This window comes from Candidatus Bathyarchaeota archaeon (assembly GCA_026014745.1).
Classification (GTDB): domain Archaea; phylum Thermoproteota; class Bathyarchaeia; order Bathyarchaeales; family Bathycorpusculaceae; genus Bathycorpusculum.
Genome location: JAOZHS010000002.1, coordinates 167,161 through 184,945 on the forward strand (window position 1 = coordinate 167,161; position 17,785 = coordinate 184,945).

The following is a 17,785-nucleotide window of genomic DNA, read 5'->3' on the forward strand; positions in this document are numbered from 1 at the left end:
TAAAAAAGGTTAAACTGGAGGTATAACGCCCATACGTGAAAGTTCCTCTTTGAGGCTGTCACGAATGTGTTTGAGGGTTTGGCGTTTATCCACGTATTCGTCCCCGTTGAGTCTGCCGCTGCGGAATTCTGTGTCTATCAATTGCAGTTGGGTGCCAAGTTCGTTTATGCGGTCTTTGATTTGGTCCACGTAAGAGTGGGCTTTTTCCTGCACGATGACTTCTGAGGGTGCGAGAGCGTTTTTTATAATGCCGTCTTCGATACGCAGAATGCGACTTGAGACGCGTGCAACGCTGGGGTCGTGAGTAACCATGACTATGGTTTTGCCAAGTTCCTTGTTTATTTTTACAAGATATTCCGCTATGAGTCGGGCGTTTGCTGTGTCTAATTCGCCTGTGGGTTCATCCGCAAGCAGAATTGGGGCATCGTTAGCGAGGGCAGAAGCGATGGCAATGCGTTGTTGTTCACCGCCGCTTAATTCTTCGGGTTTATGGTGAGCACGGGATTCTAAGCCGACCACGTTTAGGAGGTTTTGGACGCGTTCTTTGCGTTTGCCCCGTTTGACGCCTGAGGCAACCATGGCGAATTCAATGTTTTCTCGAGCGGTTAGGGTTGGGATGAGGTTGAGGTTTTGGAATATGTGACCAACGGTTTTGCGCCGATAATCAACGAGTTGGCGAACAGACAAGGAGGTAACGGTTTTTTCGCCGACGGTTACGGTGCCTGCGGTCGCTTTGTCTAGACCGCCTATGATGTTTAGCAGAGTGGATTTGCCGCTTCCACTGGGACCAATTATGGATACTAGTTCACCTGCCCAGATGTCGAGGTTTAGGCCACGGAGGGCTTGGACCTCGATTTTTCCGGTATGGTGGATTTTTACTAGGTCACGGATTTTTATATTCTGATTATTTGTGCTCATCTTGTTCTAACCATCTTTTCTAATTTTGTGACGTATTGAATTGACATGATTATTATGGCCCCAATAGTTGAGGCATAGATTAAGGCGGCGTAGGTGCCGATTGTAGCAACTGCATCAGCAGGGAAGATTAGTCGTTGAGAGACCAATGACATCGTGTACATGGAGTTGTTTGCGATTGCTACTGTGCCATAGACAATGATAACACCTACAACGATACCAAGGATAGCTGCAAAGGTGATGATTGACATGCTTTCTGTGATGAACATCCAGATTAGTTGCCGCAACGATAGTCCCCGGACGCTCATGAGAGTGGCTTCTCGGCTACGTTCTTTTAGGCTAACTATGGCGATCAGGGCTGTTCCAACGGAAGCAGAGATCACAGCGAATATTAGCCCAAAGCTTTGGAAATCAAGTGTTTGTAGGCTAGTGTATGTCGAGAGGTTATTCATCTCTGTGGAACTCTGCCATTCTTCGTCGAAAGAGACAACAGTGTTTATGTCGAGGTCTAAGTCTCGAATTTGTTGAGCAACTACAGCTCCATCGACCCCGGGTTTAAGTTTTATGAGGATGTTGGTGGAGAAGCTTTCTATTTGATAGATATCACTGTCTGCACCTGTTACGTTAAAGAGGTCTCTTGGTGCAAAGCAGTCAGTAGCTAGATCGTAGCTGCCTCCATAGTAGTAAGACGGCACAAATTGTGAACCAATAACGCTTTTCCCGCTCGCATCCTGGAATATTGTTGTTGTCCCTGACGTCCGGTAGGGTATTACAGTATTGTCTCCTGTGGGTTCAGGTCCAAAGAACCCGACAATCTTTAACATACGCGGAACAGACTCGAAATTAATGGTCACTTTGTCGTAGAGTTTCCAATCATACTGCTTGGCAAAAGTGCGGCTTACAACGATGGTGTTGTTGTCAGCTTTCATCATTTTGAGTATGTCTTGTAGGTTGTTTCCGCTAAACCAGCCGTCCTCATAATAGGCAGATAACGCCCAACTGGTCGGGTCTATGGTTCTTAATCGTATCGTGGATGAATAATAACCGTTGCTGCCGCCATCGATTGGAGGATTAAGGATGCGTTCTACAGTAGCATTTTGGATGCTTGAAACGTTAGCTAATAATTGGTTAAGGACAATTTGACCTTCGGTAGCATTAGCCAAATTAACAAAAATATCAGCGCCAACATCCGCCCGCAAATCTCTCACAATATAATCCTCTTGGCTTGCTATCTGGCCACTGACTTGAACACCAAGAGCCATAACCAAGGCAACAATGAAGGCTAAAGCCGCCAAACGGGCAGGATTTCTTCGCACGTTCTTAGCAGCCAAGGCACCCAAATCACCCATAACGGATGCAATTTTGGTTACGGCTGTTTGAAACTTTGTTGAATCACGAATAACCAGTTTAGTGAATCCCCACAAGAAAAAGAAAATCCCGAAGAACTTCAAGCCGTCGTCAATGATTGAAATGGGGTTGGATAATTCCATGAGGAAAACGTTACCTGACGTGTATAGCCACTGATCAAATGCAGTAGGAACGTCGATAGCAAACAGGTATATCACAATCGGATAGCAGCCTATAATTAACGCTATTGCGGGAAATATTTTGCGGGGAGGTTTTTCGCTCAAAGACATATCGTTTCGTAATGCCTCAACCGCAGGAATTCTTGAAGCTTTGCGAGAAGAAAAGAACACTGAAAGAAGCGACAGAATTACAGCAAAGATAATCGTGTATAGGGCAATTTCAGGACTGAATAATTGGCTTGTGAAGAGACTGTTGACATTGACTGAGCCGGCATAGTACTGGTTAAGAAGTAAACCGCCGACAACCCCGAGTAAGCCGCCGACTAAACCAATCACTATTGCTTCAGAGAGAAACATCCGCTGAATCTGCCCATTAGACAGCCCCTTAGTGGAGAGAAGACCAATCTCTCTTCTTCGAATATTATAGGATACATCTGAGACAGTCATGCCCAGATACCATGATAAAAATAAAATAGGGATTGCAACGAAGGCAAAATTCATTATGAACCCCGATATGTTGCTCTGATAGCCTGAAAGGGAATTGCCCAATTGGTTGTTTACCCATCCCCAAGCAAGATATTTACCTAAAACCTGGTTTTGGATTTTATCAGCGATTTGCTGAATTTTAGTTACTGAAGCCTGCACATTCCAGGGGCTAATGAGCCCTTCGCGATCAACATCTATGTAAAATTGGATGTTAACGGTACTGCTATCAAGAGCCTTCGACCAAAGGGGCACAAGGGTATTATCCCAGTCGACAACCAAAATGTCACTTTTGTAAGAACCGTAATATGAGTCTTCATAATAGTAGGTGTTACCGGTAAGTAATGAATAGCCTTTATCAGTTAACTCAATGAACCCGGCCACAGTCAAATTCATGTAAAAAGTAGTTTGATTATAATATTTGGGGCTATCAAAAGTAACCATTGTTGTGATGATGTCGCCAATCTTGACGTTTTTAGCAAGGTCACTACCAGCCATCACATAGGTGTAATTTGTTGGCAACGGATCAGATGGTTTGTTGAGCCATTCGCCAAGAATTCGTGAATTATTCGGAAAACTAACCATCTGCGCGTAATAACCCATACGGGAATAGTTATCTGAAGGCAACCCAACCGGTGAAAAGACACTCGCTATATAATCAGCGTGTGTGACGCCCTCTACACCTAGAATGTCGCGGTAGGCAAGATTGAGGTTTGACAGGTTAAGCTGAACCTGAGAACTCATGTCAACCAGAACGGAACTAATCTGTTTATCTAGGGACTGCTCAGAAGCCACATTTGCTTTCACGCCGATGCCGGCAAAAAATGTTGCAGCAAGCGCAATTCCAATTAAAAGTGCAGCGAAAAGTTTCCAGTTGCGAAAGACATGTTTTATGGGGTAGAGTAGCGGCATTAGTATTCACTCGCTTCCTTTTGGAGTAAAATGCATTTAAATCTACGTATTAGAACAACCAAACAAGCGCCTTTTGAAGCTAAACGGCAACAAGAAAACAATCCATTACGGACTGGAAGGGCGGTTGACGCACAGATTAGGGGACAAAGGAGGCAACTTGGAAGTCGCGAAACCGTAGAGACGCACATAGCCGCCGTTTTGTTTCGTTTTAGTTAAAAGCGTTTCCGTCAAGATTTCTTGACTAATGAACGCGATCAAACTTTCTTTTGACTAGGAGGCAGGGCACTGCATTTTTTTAGGGGAAAAAAACCAAACACCGTCAAGCACACCACAAGTGTCCCAATCGCGGCAATACAGATTACTAGTAGGAAGTTTGATGAAGACGAGGTTAAAGGGGAAGGCGTTGGCTCCGCAGTTGGCGTTTCTAGTGTGAAGAACATTTTGCCAGAACAGCCATCTTTATAACAATCGCGGAGCTCCGGAGTAGGAAAAGCGAGAAGATAATGAATTGTCACATTAACTTCTGTGTAATGTAAGCCTTCACGTAAATCAGTTATTTTAAATTGGTAGGAATAATTTTCAGCTTCAGAGTTTTTGAGGTTCCTTGTGTCCTTCTTTAAACCATCTACATAGCAGTCAAGCGTCACCGACTTCACCTCTAACTCTAAAACGACTCTTACAGAAAAGTTGAATTTGACCTGTGTTGAGCTGTGCAAAACTTCAATTCTTGAATCATTAGCAAAATTAGCAGTGACATAAACTTCAGGTCCTCTAAAACAAAAATTTGCCTTAGCTAAATTCCCCCTTGGAACTACCAATAGCATAAGCAAAAGAAGAAGGAAAAGTACAACGGCTAACCTTTTGACCATAGTAATCCTTTTTGAGCATATGCTTAAGATTTTTTTCGTCAAGGTTTCTTGACTACCAGCCAAATAGGCTCAGTCAAACTTTCTTGACCCACGTCTGGAAAGCTTAAATCTGCAAATCGCCCCCTACGTAGTCATGAAAGATTTCTTAGGCTTCCTAAAAACCCAAAACATGAGCCTCTTCACCGACTACTACGAACTCACTATGTGCGCCGCCTACTTCGACAACCAAAACTTCGAACCCGCAACCTTTGACCTCTTCATCCGCCGCCTCCCCGAAAACCGCAGCTACTTCCTATTCGCCGGACTAGAAGAAGCCTTAGAGTATCTGCAAACCCTAAAATTCACCGAGGAACAACTGGGCTACCTCACAAAACAGGGCTTCCGACCCGACTTCCTCGATTATCTTCGAGACTTCAAGTTTACGGGGGAAGTGTGGGCAATGCCCGAAGGAACCATAGCCTTCCCCAACGAGCCCCTCCTCCGCGTTACTGCCCCAATCATCGAAGCACAACTCGCCGAAACCTTTCTCCTCAACTCCATAAACCTCCAAACCATGATAGCCACCAAAGCCTCACGTGTAGTACAGGCAGCAAAAGGCAAAACAGTCATAGAGTTTGGGCTACGCCGCGAACCCGGAATCGACGCAGGCATGAAGGTCGCGCGGTCCAGCTACATCGCTGGCTGCCAAGGAACAAGCAACGTCTTAGCAGGTATGGCTTATGGCATCCCTGTCTTTGGAACCATGGCGCACAGCTTCATCATGTCCTACCCAAAAGAAATCGACGCCTTCCGCGCATTCTCCAAAACCTTCCCCAACAAAACCACACTACTCATCGACACCTACGACGATATAGTAGGAGCCGAAAAAGCCGCAACCGTAGCCAAAGAACTCGAAGCCAAAGGCCACCGACTGGGCGGGGTGCGATTGGACAGCGGCGACTTAGCCGAAGTCAGCCGAAAAGTCCGCAAACTCCTCGACGCCAAAGGCTTAAACTATGTGAACATTTTTGCCAGCGGCGACTTAGAAGAATTCAAAATCGCTCAGCTACTCGAAGACGGCGCACCCATCGACGCGTTTGGCGTAGGAACAAAGATGGGTACCTCTGCCGACCGACCCTACCTTGACGGCATCTATAAACTCTGCGAAACCCAAAACGGCGACGGCAGCTTCAACCCAATAATGAAGCTAAGCAAAGACAAAATCACCCACCCCGGACGCAAACAGGTATATCGATTCTTCTCAAATGATGGAAATTTCCGCAAAGACCACATCGCATTAACCGAAGAGACTGTTGAAGCCAAACCTTTACTGGAGAAAGTTATGGAAAACGGAAAACAAATTAAGGCGACGCCGACCCTGCAAGAAATCCGCGAAACAGCAAAAGCGAACCTTGCCAAGTTGCCAGCCCAATACAAAGTATTAACTAATGCCCCAGCATACCCCGTGGAGCTCAGCATAAAGCTCCAGAAGTTAATAGATAAGGTAAGACGACAAATTACTGAAAACGAAATTAACCACGCAAACGGAAAACAGTAGCGCTATTTTTGTTTAAGGCGTCTTTTGTATTCGCCGCAGTAGCTGTTTCCGCCACAGGTGCATTGAGGCGTGACTTTGTCGCATTCCTTGAGGTATTCGCATTTATAGAAAAACGCGTCAAAACGCTCTTTTAGACCAGTAAACATTAAGGGTCCCCCTTCTCTCTACATAGATATCGGACCACTGAAATATATTAGGTCATCGCTAAAGTGGTCCAGAATTAGCAAACACTTAATAGTCGTTTTTTAAAACCTTTAAGTCTAAAAAAGGGAGCAACATTATGCAAAGTTGTCCAGCCATAGTTGCTGTTGGCCGTACAAAATTTGGAGAACATTACGGCAAAGAACCCGAAAAACTCATCGAGGAAGCGTGGCTTGCCGCATCCAACGAATGCAGCATCGAACGCAAAAACCTCGAAGCCTGCTACATGTCCGACTGTTTCTTACCCATAACCAACAAACTCGGACTAGAAGAGGGCTTCCTCTCGGAACTCACTGAACTCCACGTACCCATGGAAGTCACCCGCAGCTTCAGCGCCGCCCTACAAACCGCCTGCCACGCCATACAAGCAGGAGTCTACAACACAGTACTCGTTGGCGGAATAGAGAAGATGACGGACAGATGGGACAAAATCCGCGACGACCTCATGCTGTTAGATGACCCCTGGTGCTACTATGCAGGCGGAACCCCCGAATCCAATCATGAACTCATGCTCCGCGCCTACATCAAAAAACACGGACTAAACCCCAAAGACCAAGAAACCCTCAACATCGCGTTAGCCGAAGTTGCCGTCAAAAACCATGCAAACGCAACCAAAAACAAATACGCGCAATTCCAAAGAAAAATCACCGTTGACCAAGTCATCAGCGCACGCAAAGCCGCCCAAAAACCCCTTGGACTCTATGACTTCGCGCCCATATCGGATGGCGCAACCGCGTTAATTCTGACCAGCGAAAAAACCGCCCAAACCTACACCGCCAAACCGGTCTATGTGCTGGGTTGCGGTTTAGCTACCGATTACCTCAATTACCCCGCTCGCGAAGACCTCTCACATTTCATAGCGGCTGAGCTTGCAATGGGTAAAGCCTCTGAAATGTCCAAGCTTAGGCCCGAGGATTTGCAGCTTTTAGAACTCTATGACCAATCCACTATGATGGAGATGGTTTCGCTCGAAGACCTTGGCTTTTGTCAGCCCGGAACCGCGTGGAAAGGAATACATGAAGGCTGCAGCACAGGCCAAAACTGCTACGAATTCAACGACAAACCCTACTTTGTTAATACTAATGGCGGATTAAAAGCAGATGGCAACCCGCTGGGTGCAACGGGGGGCGCTCAAGTCTTTGAGGTTTTCCGTCAACTCCGCGGCGAATCAGCTGAACGCCAAGTCCGACTTGAAGAGGGCTTACCTAAAAACGGTTGCGTTGTTGAATTTGAGGGCTTTGGCACAAAAGCCTACGTCAACATTTTAGGAGAGAAAAAACCATGAGCAGTGAACCTATAGAACGCCGCGTATCATACCTTGGTGACCGCCTAAAGGGAAGCAGGTGCCAGATTTGCGGCAAGGAATACTTTGAAGTCCGTGACTACTGCAGTAACTGTGGCAGAAAAAGCTACGGGAAAATGGAAAGCAACGACCTCTTCTTCGAGAAAGGCACCCTTGAACTCGCCACGTTTATCAACGAACCCACCAACAAATTCATGAAGCTCTCGAACTTTGTCTACGGCATCGTTTCCTTTCATGATGGCAAAATCCGTGTTCCCGCACGCCTTACTGATCAACTTGCTTGCAGCGGGAAAGACATTGATTTAGCCAGTCTTGAAGGTCGAGAAGTTATCCCCCGCTTCCGCAGACGCTACTCCGTGGGCAAAAGTGATCTTGTGCCCACGATATCGTTAGCCTTTACCTTGGCTGATGAGTATTATCCGCATCAGGAATACAAGGTTGTGCAGCCCACTAAAAACTACGAGTTACCCGGCATCGTCGGTTACGGCGCTTATTCGTCGCGTTTCCGCATAAAAGACGGCGGCATAGAACGTGCGGTGCCCTTTATTGATGAGGACTCTGTGACTGCCGCTGTTGAAGCAGGCAAATTGGCTCTGATTAACTCAGGGTTGGATAGCGCGTGGATAGGCAAAGTCTACGCAGGTTCCGAATCAAACCCATACGCAGTTAAACCCATAGCCGCCAAGGTTGCGCAAGTCCTCAAACTCGGAGAGGAAGATGGCGATGTACAGGGTGTTGATGCAGTGGACACTGAATTCGCGTGCAAAGCGGCTTCGAGCATGTTCAAAGACGCTTGCGCATTGGTAAGTTATCCCAAGTCAGGCATTAATTACGCGATGGTTATTGGCGCCGACAACTCTCAGGCGGCTCCTCGTGGTTGCCCTGGAGGCGAATTGGACGCTTTTGTGGGATACGGCGGGGCAGCGTACATCTTTGGCAAACGCGATGTAATCGCGGAAGTTGAGGCATGGTATAGCTGTACCTCCGACACCCCAGACTTTTGGCGTCGTGACGGCGAACCCCATCCAAGCCACGGAGGCCGATTCACCGGCGACCCCGCCTATCATAAGCATGTTCGTAAAGCTGCGACCAAGCTTATGGAGAGCAACAACCTCAAAGCCAGCGACCTCAACTACTTCGTGCCGCACCAGCCGAACCCTGCGTTCCCGATGCGAATCGCCAAGGAACTCGGGTTTAAAGATGAGCAGTTTATGCCTGCGATTCAAATGACAAAATTCGGCAACACCTACAGCGGCGCATCCCTGATTGGGTTAGCCGCGGTTCTCGACATCGCAAAACCCGATGAGCGTATCTTGGTGACGAGTTATGGTTCAGGCGCAGGCAGCGACGCATATCTGCTTCGTACGACGAGTCAGTTGCTTGATAAACGCAGCCGCCAACGCATCACAGTCAAGTTCCAAGCCGACAACCCATTCATCGAATACATCGACTACACCACCTATCGACGACTAAAACAGGGCATGTAAGGGCGTTTTTGCCCAAAAATTTTTCTTTCTTTGTTTTTTTAGGTTCCTTCGTCTATGCTTTTCTTATAGAGGGCTTTGTCGATGGTACGTGTGGCGAGGTTGTGTTTGTTGGCGGTTTTGCGTAGGGCAGCGAGGAGTTTTAGGTAATTGGGGGTTTGGTAGAGGTTTGCGGTGGGGTTTCCAAGGATTGGTTTCCAGATACGGGTGTCAAAGACGCCGTAGTCCGCGGGGTCAAAGAAGGCTAAGATGATGCTGGCAAGCACGGGGTTGACGCCTTCAAGCATTGTTAGCGAGTTTAGGCGGTAGGCGTCGTCACAGTTGGGGAGGCTGAGCACTTGGCTTGTGATGCGACTGACTTTTTCGGGGTCGTTGCGAGCGACAAGTTCTTGGAGACGCTCTTTTTTATCGGGTTCATCGCGGTAGCGCCACTCCACCACAGCGGCTAAATCCGCAGGGGTGAGCTGCTTATTTTTGCGGAATTTTGCGCCTAATTCCCGTTCACGCTGCGCCAGCCAACCGTTGGCTTTGTCGTATTTGCGGCTCCAAAGTAAGAAATCAGCTTTATCCAACTAAATCACGCCAAAGATATGGAGGTCGTAGAATTTTTGTGTTTCCCGCCAACCCGACAGTATGAGACCTACCCCTCCCTTATATAAAGGGGGTATTTGACATATTTTGCAACAAATTATTGTGATAAAAATCTGCAAGAGCCAAAAATTGAGATAATAAGAAAAATTCAACAGGTGGTATCGGGTATATTTTTTAGATATCATTGGTTTATAAGCTGAAAACGACTAAAGGGTCTTTAGATAGAAGGGATGGTTTTCTTGGTAAATGAGGAGCATTATGCAGTTATAAAACAAGGGGCAGTAACGTGGAATAATTGGAGAGAAAGCAATTCTTCAGTTCAACCAGATCTTAGCGAAGCAGATCTTAGCAGAGCAAATATTAGCCAAGCAAAACTTAACGAAGTAAAACTAAGCGGAGCGAACCTCAATGAAGCAAACCTCACCGGGGCATACCTTGTAAGAGCAAACTTTGCTGGAGCTGACCTTAGAGACGCGGACCTTAGTGAGGCAAATCTAAGTGAGGCAAATCTTTTCGGAGCAGATCTCAGAGAAGCAAACCTTAGTGCAGCAATCCTCACAGGTGCTAACCTAAGCCGAACAGACCTTAGAGGGGCAGTTCTCAGAGGAGTAAACCTTAGGGGCGCAGATATTAAAGGAGCAGACCTCTCGGGAGCAGACATTTCCGAATCTGAAGTCTACGGGGTTTCAGTTTGGGGTATAAAAGGTTTAGAAAACGCGGTCCAAAGAAATCTCAGGATTACGCCTGATGATGAACCTAAAATTACAATTGACAATCTTGAAGTTGCTCAATTCATTTACCTTATGCTCCATAGCAACAAGATTCGCAGCGTAATTGATACTATAACATCTAAGGTTGTACTCATACTTGGTCGTTTTACTCCTGAGCGAAAGGCTGTTTTGGATGCCATCAGGGGTGAAGCGCGCAGACGTGATTATTTGCCAGTTATATTTGATTTTGACAAACCGATAGGTAAGAGTACTGGCGAGACCCTTTCCACGTTGGCTCATATTGCAAAATTTGTAATAGCTGATTTAACAGATGCAAACTGTATTTCTCAGGAATTGAAAACGATTGTTCCAAATCTTCCTTCTGTTCCAGTTCAACCAATACTTCTCTCATCGGCCAGAGTGTTTGGCATGTATGATACTTTTGAACCATATCCGTGGGTTCTCAATATTTATAGGTATAGTGATTTCGATAATTTACTCGCGAATATTGATGAAAAAGTTATCCTACCAGCAGAAAATTATCTCAAAACAAAAAAGATCAAACAAGAAGACAAAGCGCTTAACTGCACAATCTAAAAAGATAAGATATTGATGTTGATCCAAAATCCTGCGTACACGTATCAGTTATAGGTAATGTCGGTAACTATACGTTGTTGACCTAAAAAACGGGTGTTATTAGCTACTTAAGCACTCATTTTCAGGTATGAATAAGTATTGTCGCGGTTTAAAGTGTTTCATTAGAAAAATGAGACTTTTTCTAATATAGCGCTTTTAGTTGTAACGTAAAGTTTGAATGGTTTTGGAAAACCTTAGAGGTTCAAAATATGTCATCCTCTCTTCAAATCGACCAATAGACCTGTTGAAGGATATATAGGAAAAACAAGGGACAGAATAATTTAGTTTTGGTCGACTAGGTGTGCTGTTCCGTCGGGGCAGTAGACTTTTTCGTCTTTGCTGACGCGTTTGTAGCGTTCGCTGCACATGTGGAGCATTTCGCAGCCGTCGCAGTCTCTACTTAGCATTGTTTCGCCTCCTCCTTGGGACTTGTGGTGTAGAGTTTTTTTGGCTTATAAGAATTTGTAATATGCATGTATATACAACAAGGGGTTGGTTGGGAGCAGGGGAAGGCGAAACGGTTAGTTGCCGCTTGTTTGTTTTTAAGTTACGTTAGCTCGCCGTTGCTCTTAGCGCGTGCCGAAACGCGATACGGACATACCCCATTAGTGTGATGGCGAAGCTAACACGCTTAAAGCCAAAGGTTGCGGTGCACAACCGTTCGCTTGTTTTCCACCAGATTTGTTTTGCTCTACCAGTCTACTGTACACGAGGTTATTTAAAGGGTTTTGAGAATTGTTCATAAAAAGTATGAATACCCCCAACAAACAGCCACAAATCCCAATTATTGCTCTCCATTGACAATAAATGTCGCCAATCAACTGAACAAACGCCCAAACAACCCTAAGCGCAGTCGTCAAGGCGCACCACAGGCTTACCCATAATATCCCGAATCGTATCCGCCACCGCAAACGGCATCTTCACCAACATCAACTTCGTCTCCCGCGCCCCCTGCGAATTCACCGTCAAATTCCCATACCCAAAAATCCTGCCCCCCACCGACTGATAAACCGCCAAATCCCCAAACCCCCCCGGCGTAACACAAAACGAATGCAACCGCACAATGCCCCGCCGAGTCTCCAAACCATTACGCCGCAAAATATAGGTGTTAGACACCCAAAAGAGCAGCAAATCCAAAAGGCACAACGCCCACACAAACACAAACACCAAAAGCGTCCAAACATAGATGGGCAACTCTGCGACTAGAACAAGGGCGACGCCTGTGTAGTACTCGGTCATCAAGATGATGATGGCGATTACGACGGCGGTGGCGGTTCGAATGATGGCTGAGGGCACAATCCAGGGTTTATCCGTCCACACAATAACGCCTTCGCCAACAGGGCTACTATAAGAAGACACACAAAACACGCCTATAAAAAAAATGGGCAAAGACTCATTTAAGGATTAAAAATTGAATCCCAAAAGAAGGGATAGAGGATTTTTAGATCGCGACTACAGTTCGGTGCAGCAGAACACGTTCAACGGTTCGCAACAGTTGGTACCCAAACAGTATAGCCACAAAGTAGGTGGGCCACAGAATCACGGGCCAATTTCCAGGCGTGTAGTCCCACAGTCCCGTGGAGACCGCGAAGAACTCCATAAGCGCCAAAGAAATCATGCCGCCCAACGCGAGCAGCAACTGCTCTTTCACTTCATGGGTAGCGCGCCATTTGCGGCGTAGAACCATCAAGGTTGCCCATCCAGCCAAGAAGCTGAACAGGAGAATATACCAGCTTGCATTAAAATCAAAAAACACATTCATCATGGTTAACCTATTTTTCTAGTTGTTAGATCCTTTTTCGTTTTGGGTTTTCGAGCGGGTTTATGAGTGGCCCAACATTTCTTGCAATAGATGGGTTTGTCAGCTTTAGGTTGGAAAGGCACACGGCATTCGGCTCCGCAGTCACTGCAGACGGCGGCGTAGCTGGCTTGCTGCGTGTGGGCATGGTAGGGTTTGAAGAGTTGATAGTTTTTTAGGCGGGGCCAACCGGTTTTGGCGTACTTTAGCATTTGAGGGTTATCTTTGAGCCAACGCATCATGTGGAAGAAACTTTTGCCTCGCTTCTCTTCGCGTTCCGCCATGGGCTCGTAGCCTAAATTGCGGATTTCATCGAGGTAAGCGACTTCAACTAAGCGCTGAGCTTCACCGTCAACGTGAATGCGTTTAACGCGGTCTTCGCCGTAGACTTTTTGAAGTTCCTCAGCAGCGACATCAAAGATACAGCCTTGACAGATGTGGATTTCCTCGTCGGATTTGAGTTCGAAGCGGGATACCAGTTTGGCGACAACCCGTGAAGACTCCTGCAGGTACTCTTTTTCGCGGAAGATCTCTTGATAGAAGCGCACGTCAATGAGGTCGTATTTGAATTGGTCAGTTTCGGGATGATAGGCGCCGACTACAACGCCGAAAAGTAAATCGCCGCTGCCAGCGTCATCAACAATAAGAGTCAAATGAATCTTTTCCCTCGCTCTTCTGCACCCAAATATACGGACAGATATAAAAAACTGTCTTAACGAAACTAAATAAAAACGGGAAAAACACCCACCAAACTACGCCTTCAGCCGCTTTAGCAACCCCCGAAGACGCTCCTCATCACCCACAGCATCCTCTAAGAGCGCATTCACCAAAACATAGATTTTAAGGTCATTGAGAACCGCAAGCTTACGCAGCTCCTTATGCAAATCCGCCCGCACCTCAACAACCACACGCCTACTCAAAGCTTCCACCTCAGGGTTTGGCGGTTTTTATTCGACTCAACCGGTCAGTTCGGCTGCGCAAGGCATAGACGTAGTCGGCAAGCAGAGGTTTTTCGCGCCCAAGACATAGGGTGACTTGGAGGGTTTGGGTTTTGGCGTCTACTTTGTATTCGGCGCATTCAACGCGGAAGGCGCTGTTTATGGCTTCGTTGGGGAGGGTGATGTGGATTTGGTCGCCTGACAAAACGGGGGTGTAGCCATAGTCGAGCACGCTGCTTTGGATGGTGAGGGTTTCGTTGGGGTCTTTGAGGTTGGCTAAAAGCGCTTTGGCGTGCGATTCGCATTCCACGTCGCTGCCGAGTTCCTCGTTAACTTCGACGAGTTCGCGCAATCCGATGTTGCTTTGGCTGGCGGCATCGTCTTGGATGCTGCTGTATTGGCGTCCCCCAAAAAATAATCCATCAACCCAAAAGTTCCCCGAACCCACATTACTAAACCAACAGGTAACACGAACCTGCTTAACCTTACCCCAGTTGAATTGGCTAACTATCTGCCAGAGGTCAGCGTTTTGGGCACCGACAGAGATTTTGGTTTGGAACCATTTCTCGTCACCCACCGAAATTTCGTGAACTGCAGAGAAACCGTCACTGTCGTAGAGGGTGAGGGTTATGTTGCCGTTGAAGGACGCATCTCGATTTAGCCAGAGATTAAGGGTGGGGTAGAGGTCTGCGTCGACTTCTTTGCCGCTGTCAAGGGTTAGTTGGCAGGCAGCGTAGTAGAGGTTGGTGGCGGATGTTTTGATGCTGTAGGTGCCTTTGACCTTAGAGGCGCTGTCGAGGCTAAGCGTGCCCGATGTAGCAGTCCATGCACCATCAGCGGGGGTTAGACTCTCGGTCCATGCGTCTTTATCTGCGGGGACACTTTTGTCGGCTGCTCCATACACGGAGGCGCGGTTACGGACGCGCAGGATATCCTTTGTGTATTCGCTGCTCTCGATACGCTCACTAAGGCTGACGTTGCTGGTTTTGGTGTTTTTGGGGAAAAACTCAAATTTGCCATCAGGCGCCACACGAAAATCATAACCTATGGTTCCTTGTTTGTCGGAGCTGTCAGCTATAGCTTGGAGAATATCCATAACGGGGGTGTCTTTGTATTCGAGTCGGGTGTAGGTGGTGTCTGTGTTTTCGACGAGTTCAGTGCCGTCTCGGTTGTGGCTTAAACCGATGTAGTAGTCGAGGAGGTCTTTGACTATTTCTTCGCCTTTCTTGTTCTCATAAGTTTTTGATACCACGCGTCGAAAGAGGCGTTCGCCCCAGCAGCGCCCGCTTACGGCGAGGTAGTTTTCGGTTGGTGTGGCTTGATATTTGAGGCTCTCAACGCGGCAGGTCATCATTAGCGGGCAGGTGGCGCCTCTGCCGACACTTAAGCTCCCGTCAGAGCCGACCGTGATTGGGTAGGTTCCGTTGGGACTGTATTTGCCATTCCAATTCTGCAACACCACCTCAAAACTACTCACCTCCTTGGTGCAGCCGAAATGGATAGTTAATTCGATTACGTCGCCTTGAGGCGGAGTGACATAGCCAAACACTATTGCCACTGCAGGGGGGTTGATGCTCATGTTATTCGACTCCTCGGCGGTAGAGTTCGTCTTCGCCTGCTCGGGTGATGCTTCGGGTTCGCGTGGTGGTTTCGGCAGTTTGGGCGTTGAAGTTCTGGACGCTGGCGGTTGCGGTGTTCATGCTGTTTGCAAAGCTGTACATGGCTGCGGCTGCCGCAACAATCACTGCAACCCCGACTCCAGTTAGGGCGAGAAACGTGGCGAAGCTTATGTTTAGACTGTTCTGCACAGCTGTAGCAAAAGCTGTTGCGGCGGCATACACTTTTTGAGCCACTGCAACGCCTACGCTGGTTCGCATAAAGGTACCCATAACCGTGACCATCATCATCGCAGACGTGAAAGCCTTGGTTTGTGCATCGTCAAGTATGCCAAATTGGTTAGCGATGTAGCCAACAGCCATCCCCGCCGCGCCGATGCCGATGATTGCGGAAGATAGACTTCTTATTCGGGCTGCAAGGTTTTCGGCGTCGGTTTGGATACGGTAGAATTCGTTGCTCGCGCGGTTTACAGCTTGGACTGTGATAGAGATTTCGCTAAAACTCATACTTTTGCCTCCGCTTTGGATGCTTCTATGGCATCTTTAAAGATGCGTTCTAAGCTGGATGTGTGGGCTTTGACCGCGGGCACAAGATAGGGACGGGCTGGGACGTAGAGAGTTCCAAATTCGACCGCAGCTGCATAACTGGCTTCAGCACCGACTTGAACCTGCCAATTCTGGACCTTGACAAAGATGGAGCGTTGCAGATGCCCCGTCCGAACAGGCACCAACCGATCAGCATATGTCTTCACGTTTTGCGCCCAGCTGGTTAGTTGCTGTTGGATGCGGTTCTGCATGGCTGAATCAAATCTGCTCATCGCCGCCTTGAATTCCTCGGCGCCCGAGACGTTAACGTTAATGGATACGCTCATGTTGTTTTGCCTCTTTTTCTATTCGTTGTTTTTCTTCTTCGGCTTGGCGGTCTATTTCGTTGAGGATGATGACGTATTGGTGGATGACTCTGCTGGGTTGTTGGGCGAGTTGGGTTGGGGTCCAGCCGAATTCTTTACAGAGGCGAAAGTCTGTGATGGCGGGGTGGGGTTTTTGGCGTCGGAGGGCTCGGATAAAAAAGAGGTTTCTTCCCTCGTCAAAGCACATAACCCGTTGGCGACCTGCGAGAATAATTCGCCCAAGGGGATGGGGACGCCGTTTTCTTCGCCCAGCAGCTTCTCCAAAGTTACCGGGTTGCTTGGGGGTTGAGCTTTCAGCGCTGCCCAGATGGTTTCGGCTTGGATGGCGATGAAGTCGCTGCTCTGTACCTGTCCTGAGAGGGGGTGGTATTTGGTGTGTTTTTGGATGATACGGCTGCGTTTAGCCCACGTCAGCTCTTGGAAGATGTAGGTGCCTACGTATTCTGCGCCGTATTCGGGTCCTATGGTTAGGGTTTGTCTCCGCATCGGTTTCACCTATGTGAGGGTTAGGGTTTTGGCTACGAATTGGGCTTTTAGGCTGACGAGTTCCTCGATTTGTGTAGGCGTAGAAGCGGTTTCCCATTTGCAGTCGCCAAACACGGCTTTGCAGGAGCCCCCTAAGCCAAATTCCAGGTCAAATTCGGTGTCGTTTATGATGTTGTCGTATTCTTCTTTGCTTTCAAACTCAAACACGACTTCGCCGGTTAGGTCACGTTGCCTGCTGGGGAGGTACTTTAGGAGGTGACCGTTGCTGCTGCGGATGACGGGGATGGCTTTGAGGTTGTTTGCGATGGTGAATTTCCAGTCGGTTACGCGGTCAAGTGCCGCGGCGTCTTTTTTGATGTAGCTCTCATAAAAGGGCACGGCACCAGCGTAGTCGGCGTAGGTTGCACCCGAAATTTTAGCTGTAGAAACCACCATGTCCTGAGCCAAAATATCAACAGTTGCCTTCACAACGTCTTCTACGCTGCATTCCACGGTGGCGCTGTTGAATTTGCAGCCCGTGTAGAGCAGCGAGATGATGTCGGTTGCGGTTGACCAGGAGCCTTTGTGGTAGATGGTTTGGATGCTCAGGGATTTGTCGAGTTCAGCTTTGGTGTATTGAAGGAAGTTGATGGGGGAATCGCTGGGCAATGGAAAGTTGATTTTTAGGGTGGCTGCGCGTAGGCCCCGTTTTATGACTTGCAGATCGATGGAGCCGACGCCTCGGAGTTTGATGTTGTTGGGGTTGATTTGAGGTTCAATGCTCTGTGCGGGAACGCTAAGCATCGCTGGGTTTTGGGGGGTTTGACCGAAAGTGGCTTCTTCAATGTAGAAGAGGCGGCTTTCATGAGAACCATAGGTTTGTGGCAAAT

The 17,785-nt window shown here is 47.7% G+C and carries 19 protein-coding genes; 4 read left to right on the forward strand and 15 right to left on the reverse strand.

Going from position 1 to position 17,785, the window contains the following annotated elements; translation table 11 throughout:
* Positions 1-9 precede the first annotated feature (9 nt).
* The 3 genes from NWE92_07555 to NWE92_07565 all read right to left on the reverse strand — a co-directional run bounded on the left by NWE92_07555 (position 10) and on the right by NWE92_07565 (position 4,705).
* A complete protein-coding gene (locus NWE92_07555) occupies positions 10-918 on the reverse strand; it encodes an ABC transporter ATP-binding protein (GenBank protein MCW4029486.1) in 909 nt (302 codons plus the stop codon).
* Positions 915-3,836 carry an FtsX-like permease family protein gene (locus tag NWE92_07560; protein ID MCW4029487.1) on the reverse strand — a complete coding sequence of 974 codons (2,922 nt, stop codon included), beginning with the start codon at positions 3,834-3,836 and terminating at the stop codon, positions 915-917. Before NWE92_07560 ends, NWE92_07555 begins: the two co-directional genes overlap by 4 nt.
* A gap of 254 nt (positions 3,837-4,090) precedes the next feature.
* Positions 4,091-4,705 carry a hypothetical protein gene (locus NWE92_07565; protein ID MCW4029488.1) on the reverse strand — a complete coding sequence of 205 codons (615 nt, stop codon included), beginning with the start codon at positions 4,703-4,705 and terminating at the stop codon, positions 4,091-4,093.
* 133 nt (positions 4,706-4,838) lie between these two features.
* On the opposite strand from NWE92_07565, the gene NWE92_07570 reads away from it, so the two are divergent.
* The gene (locus tag NWE92_07570; protein MCW4029489.1) at positions 4,839-6,242 is read left to right on the forward strand and encodes a nicotinate phosphoribosyltransferase; all 1,404 of its coding nucleotides are present in this window, start codon (positions 4,839-4,841) and stop codon (positions 6,240-6,242) included.
* Between the two features lie 2 nt (positions 6,243-6,244).
* On the opposite strand, the gene NWE92_07575 is transcribed toward NWE92_07570, so the two are convergent.
* Positions 6,245-6,388, reverse strand: coding sequence for a hypothetical protein (locus NWE92_07575; protein ID MCW4029490.1), 144 nt, complete (start codon positions 6,386-6,388; stop codon positions 6,245-6,247).
* A gap of 134 nt (positions 6,389-6,522) precedes the next feature.
* Between NWE92_07575 and NWE92_07580 the strand changes: the two genes are divergently transcribed.
* Together NWE92_07580 and NWE92_07585 are read left to right on the forward strand one after the other, a co-directional pair.
* A complete protein-coding gene (locus NWE92_07580) occupies positions 6,523-7,728 on the forward strand; it encodes a thiolase family protein (protein MCW4029491.1) in 1,206 nt (401 codons plus the stop codon).
* Positions 7,725-9,233 carry a hydroxymethylglutaryl-CoA synthase gene (locus tag NWE92_07585; protein MCW4029492.1) on the forward strand — a complete coding sequence of 503 codons (1,509 nt, stop codon included), beginning with the start codon at positions 7,725-7,727 and terminating at the stop codon, positions 9,231-9,233. The genes NWE92_07580 and NWE92_07585 overlap by 4 nt, the downstream gene beginning before the upstream one ends.
* A 38-nt stretch (positions 9,234-9,271) precedes the next feature.
* Here NWE92_07585 and NWE92_07590 read toward each other — a convergent pair whose 3' ends face one another.
* Positions 9,272-9,802 (reverse strand): hypothetical protein, encoded by a 531-nt coding sequence (locus tag NWE92_07590; protein ID MCW4029493.1) that lies wholly within the window; start codon positions 9,800-9,802, stop codon positions 9,272-9,274.
* Positions 9,803-10,060: 258 nt separating this feature from the next.
* On the opposite strand from NWE92_07590, the gene NWE92_07595 reads away from it, so the two are divergent.
* Positions 10,061-11,128, forward strand: coding sequence for a pentapeptide repeat-containing protein (locus NWE92_07595; GenBank protein ID MCW4029494.1), 1,068 nt, complete (start codon positions 10,061-10,063; stop codon positions 11,126-11,128).
* A 320-nt stretch (positions 11,129-11,448) separates the two neighbouring features.
* On the opposite strand, the gene NWE92_07600 is transcribed toward NWE92_07595, so the two are convergent.
* The 10 genes from NWE92_07600 to NWE92_07645 form a co-directional block, all read right to left on the reverse strand.
* A complete protein-coding gene (locus NWE92_07600) occupies positions 11,449-11,574 on the reverse strand; it encodes a hypothetical protein (protein ID MCW4029495.1) in 126 nt (41 codons plus the stop codon).
* A gap of 436 nt (positions 11,575-12,010) precedes the next feature.
* Positions 12,011-12,526 (reverse strand): hypothetical protein, encoded by a 516-nt coding sequence (locus NWE92_07605; protein MCW4029496.1) that lies wholly within the window; start codon positions 12,524-12,526, stop codon positions 12,011-12,013.
* A gap of 82 nt (positions 12,527-12,608) precedes the next feature.
* Positions 12,609-12,932 (reverse strand): hypothetical protein, encoded by a 324-nt coding sequence (locus NWE92_07610; protein ID MCW4029497.1) that lies wholly within the window; start codon positions 12,930-12,932, stop codon positions 12,609-12,611.
* 2 nt (positions 12,933-12,934) lie between these two features.
* A complete protein-coding gene (locus NWE92_07615) occupies positions 12,935-13,618 on the reverse strand; it encodes a hypothetical protein (protein ID MCW4029498.1) in 684 nt (227 codons plus the stop codon).
* 99 nt (positions 13,619-13,717) lie between these two features.
* On the reverse strand, positions 13,718-13,885 hold the full coding sequence (locus tag NWE92_07620; protein MCW4029499.1) for a hypothetical protein: 168 nt from the start codon (positions 13,883-13,885) through the stop codon (positions 13,718-13,720).
* A gap of 10 nt (positions 13,886-13,895) precedes the next feature.
* Positions 13,896-15,482 (reverse strand): hypothetical protein, encoded by a 1,587-nt coding sequence (locus NWE92_07625; protein ID MCW4029500.1) that lies wholly within the window; start codon positions 15,480-15,482, stop codon positions 13,896-13,898.
* A 1-nt stretch (position 15,483) separates the two neighbouring features.
* Entirely contained in the window at positions 15,484-16,026 is a 543-nt protein-coding gene (locus NWE92_07630) for a hypothetical protein (protein MCW4029501.1), read from the reverse strand.
* Positions 16,023-16,391 carry an HK97 gp10 family phage protein gene (locus NWE92_07635; GenBank protein ID MCW4029502.1) on the reverse strand — a complete coding sequence of 123 codons (369 nt, stop codon included), beginning with the start codon at positions 16,389-16,391 and terminating at the stop codon, positions 16,023-16,025. Before NWE92_07635 ends, NWE92_07630 begins: the two co-directional genes overlap by 4 nt.
* Before the next feature lie 51 nt (positions 16,392-16,442).
* The gene (locus NWE92_07640; GenBank protein MCW4029503.1) at positions 16,443-16,916 is read right to left on the reverse strand and encodes a hypothetical protein; all 474 of its coding nucleotides are present in this window, start codon (positions 16,914-16,916) and stop codon (positions 16,443-16,445) included.
* Between the two features lie 9 nt (positions 16,917-16,925).
* Positions 16,926-17,783: a phage tail tube protein gene (locus tag NWE92_07645; GenBank protein ID MCW4029504.1), complete on the reverse strand. Its 858-nt coding sequence runs from the start codon at positions 17,781-17,783 to the stop codon at positions 16,926-16,928.
* Between the last annotated feature and the right edge of the window lie 2 nt (positions 17,784-17,785).

What these genes read in the sequence shown, in the direction of transcription:
- NWE92_07555 (MCW4029486.1), bottom strand. Translation starts at nt 918, where the DNA reads ATGAGCACAAATAATCAGAATATAAAAATCCGTGACCTAGTAAAAATC.
- NWE92_07560 (MCW4029487.1), bottom strand. Translation starts at nt 3,836, where the DNA reads ATGCCGCTACTCTACCCCATAAAACATGTCTTTCGCAACTGGAAACTT.
- NWE92_07565 (MCW4029488.1), bottom strand. Translation starts at nt 4,705, where the DNA reads ATGGTCAAAAGGTTAGCCGTTGTACTTTTCCTTCTTCTTTTGCTTATG.
- NWE92_07570 (MCW4029489.1), top strand. Translation starts at nt 4,839, where the DNA reads ATGAAAGATTTCTTAGGCTTCCTAAAAACCCAAAACATGAGCCTCTTC.
- NWE92_07575 (MCW4029490.1), bottom strand. Translation starts at nt 6,388, where the DNA reads ATGTTTACTGGTCTAAAAGAGCGTTTTGACGCGTTTTTCTATAAATGC.
- NWE92_07580 (MCW4029491.1), top strand. Translation starts at nt 6,523, where the DNA reads ATGCAAAGTTGTCCAGCCATAGTTGCTGTTGGCCGTACAAAATTTGGA.
- NWE92_07585 (MCW4029492.1), top strand. Translation starts at nt 7,725, where the DNA reads ATGAGCAGTGAACCTATAGAACGCCGCGTATCATACCTTGGTGACCGC.
- NWE92_07600 (MCW4029495.1), bottom strand. Translation starts at nt 11,574, where the DNA reads ATGCTAAGTAGAGACTGCGACGGCTGCGAAATGCTCCACATGTGCAGC.
- NWE92_07610 (MCW4029497.1), bottom strand. Translation starts at nt 12,932, where the DNA reads ATGATGAATGTGTTTTTTGATTTTAATGCAAGCTGGTATATTCTCCTG.
- NWE92_07625 (MCW4029500.1), bottom strand. Translation starts at nt 15,482, where the DNA reads ATGAGCATCAACCCCCCTGCAGTGGCAATAGTGTTTGGCTATGTCACT.
- NWE92_07630 (MCW4029501.1), bottom strand. Translation starts at nt 16,026, where the DNA reads ATGAGTTTTAGCGAAATCTCTATCACAGTCCAAGCTGTAAACCGCGCG.
- NWE92_07635 (MCW4029502.1), bottom strand. Translation starts at nt 16,391, where the DNA reads ATGAGCGTATCCATTAACGTTAACGTCTCGGGCGCCGAGGAATTCAAG.
- NWE92_07640 (MCW4029503.1), bottom strand. Translation starts at nt 16,916, where the DNA reads ATGCGGAGACAAACCCTAACCATAGGACCCGAATACGGCGCAGAATAC.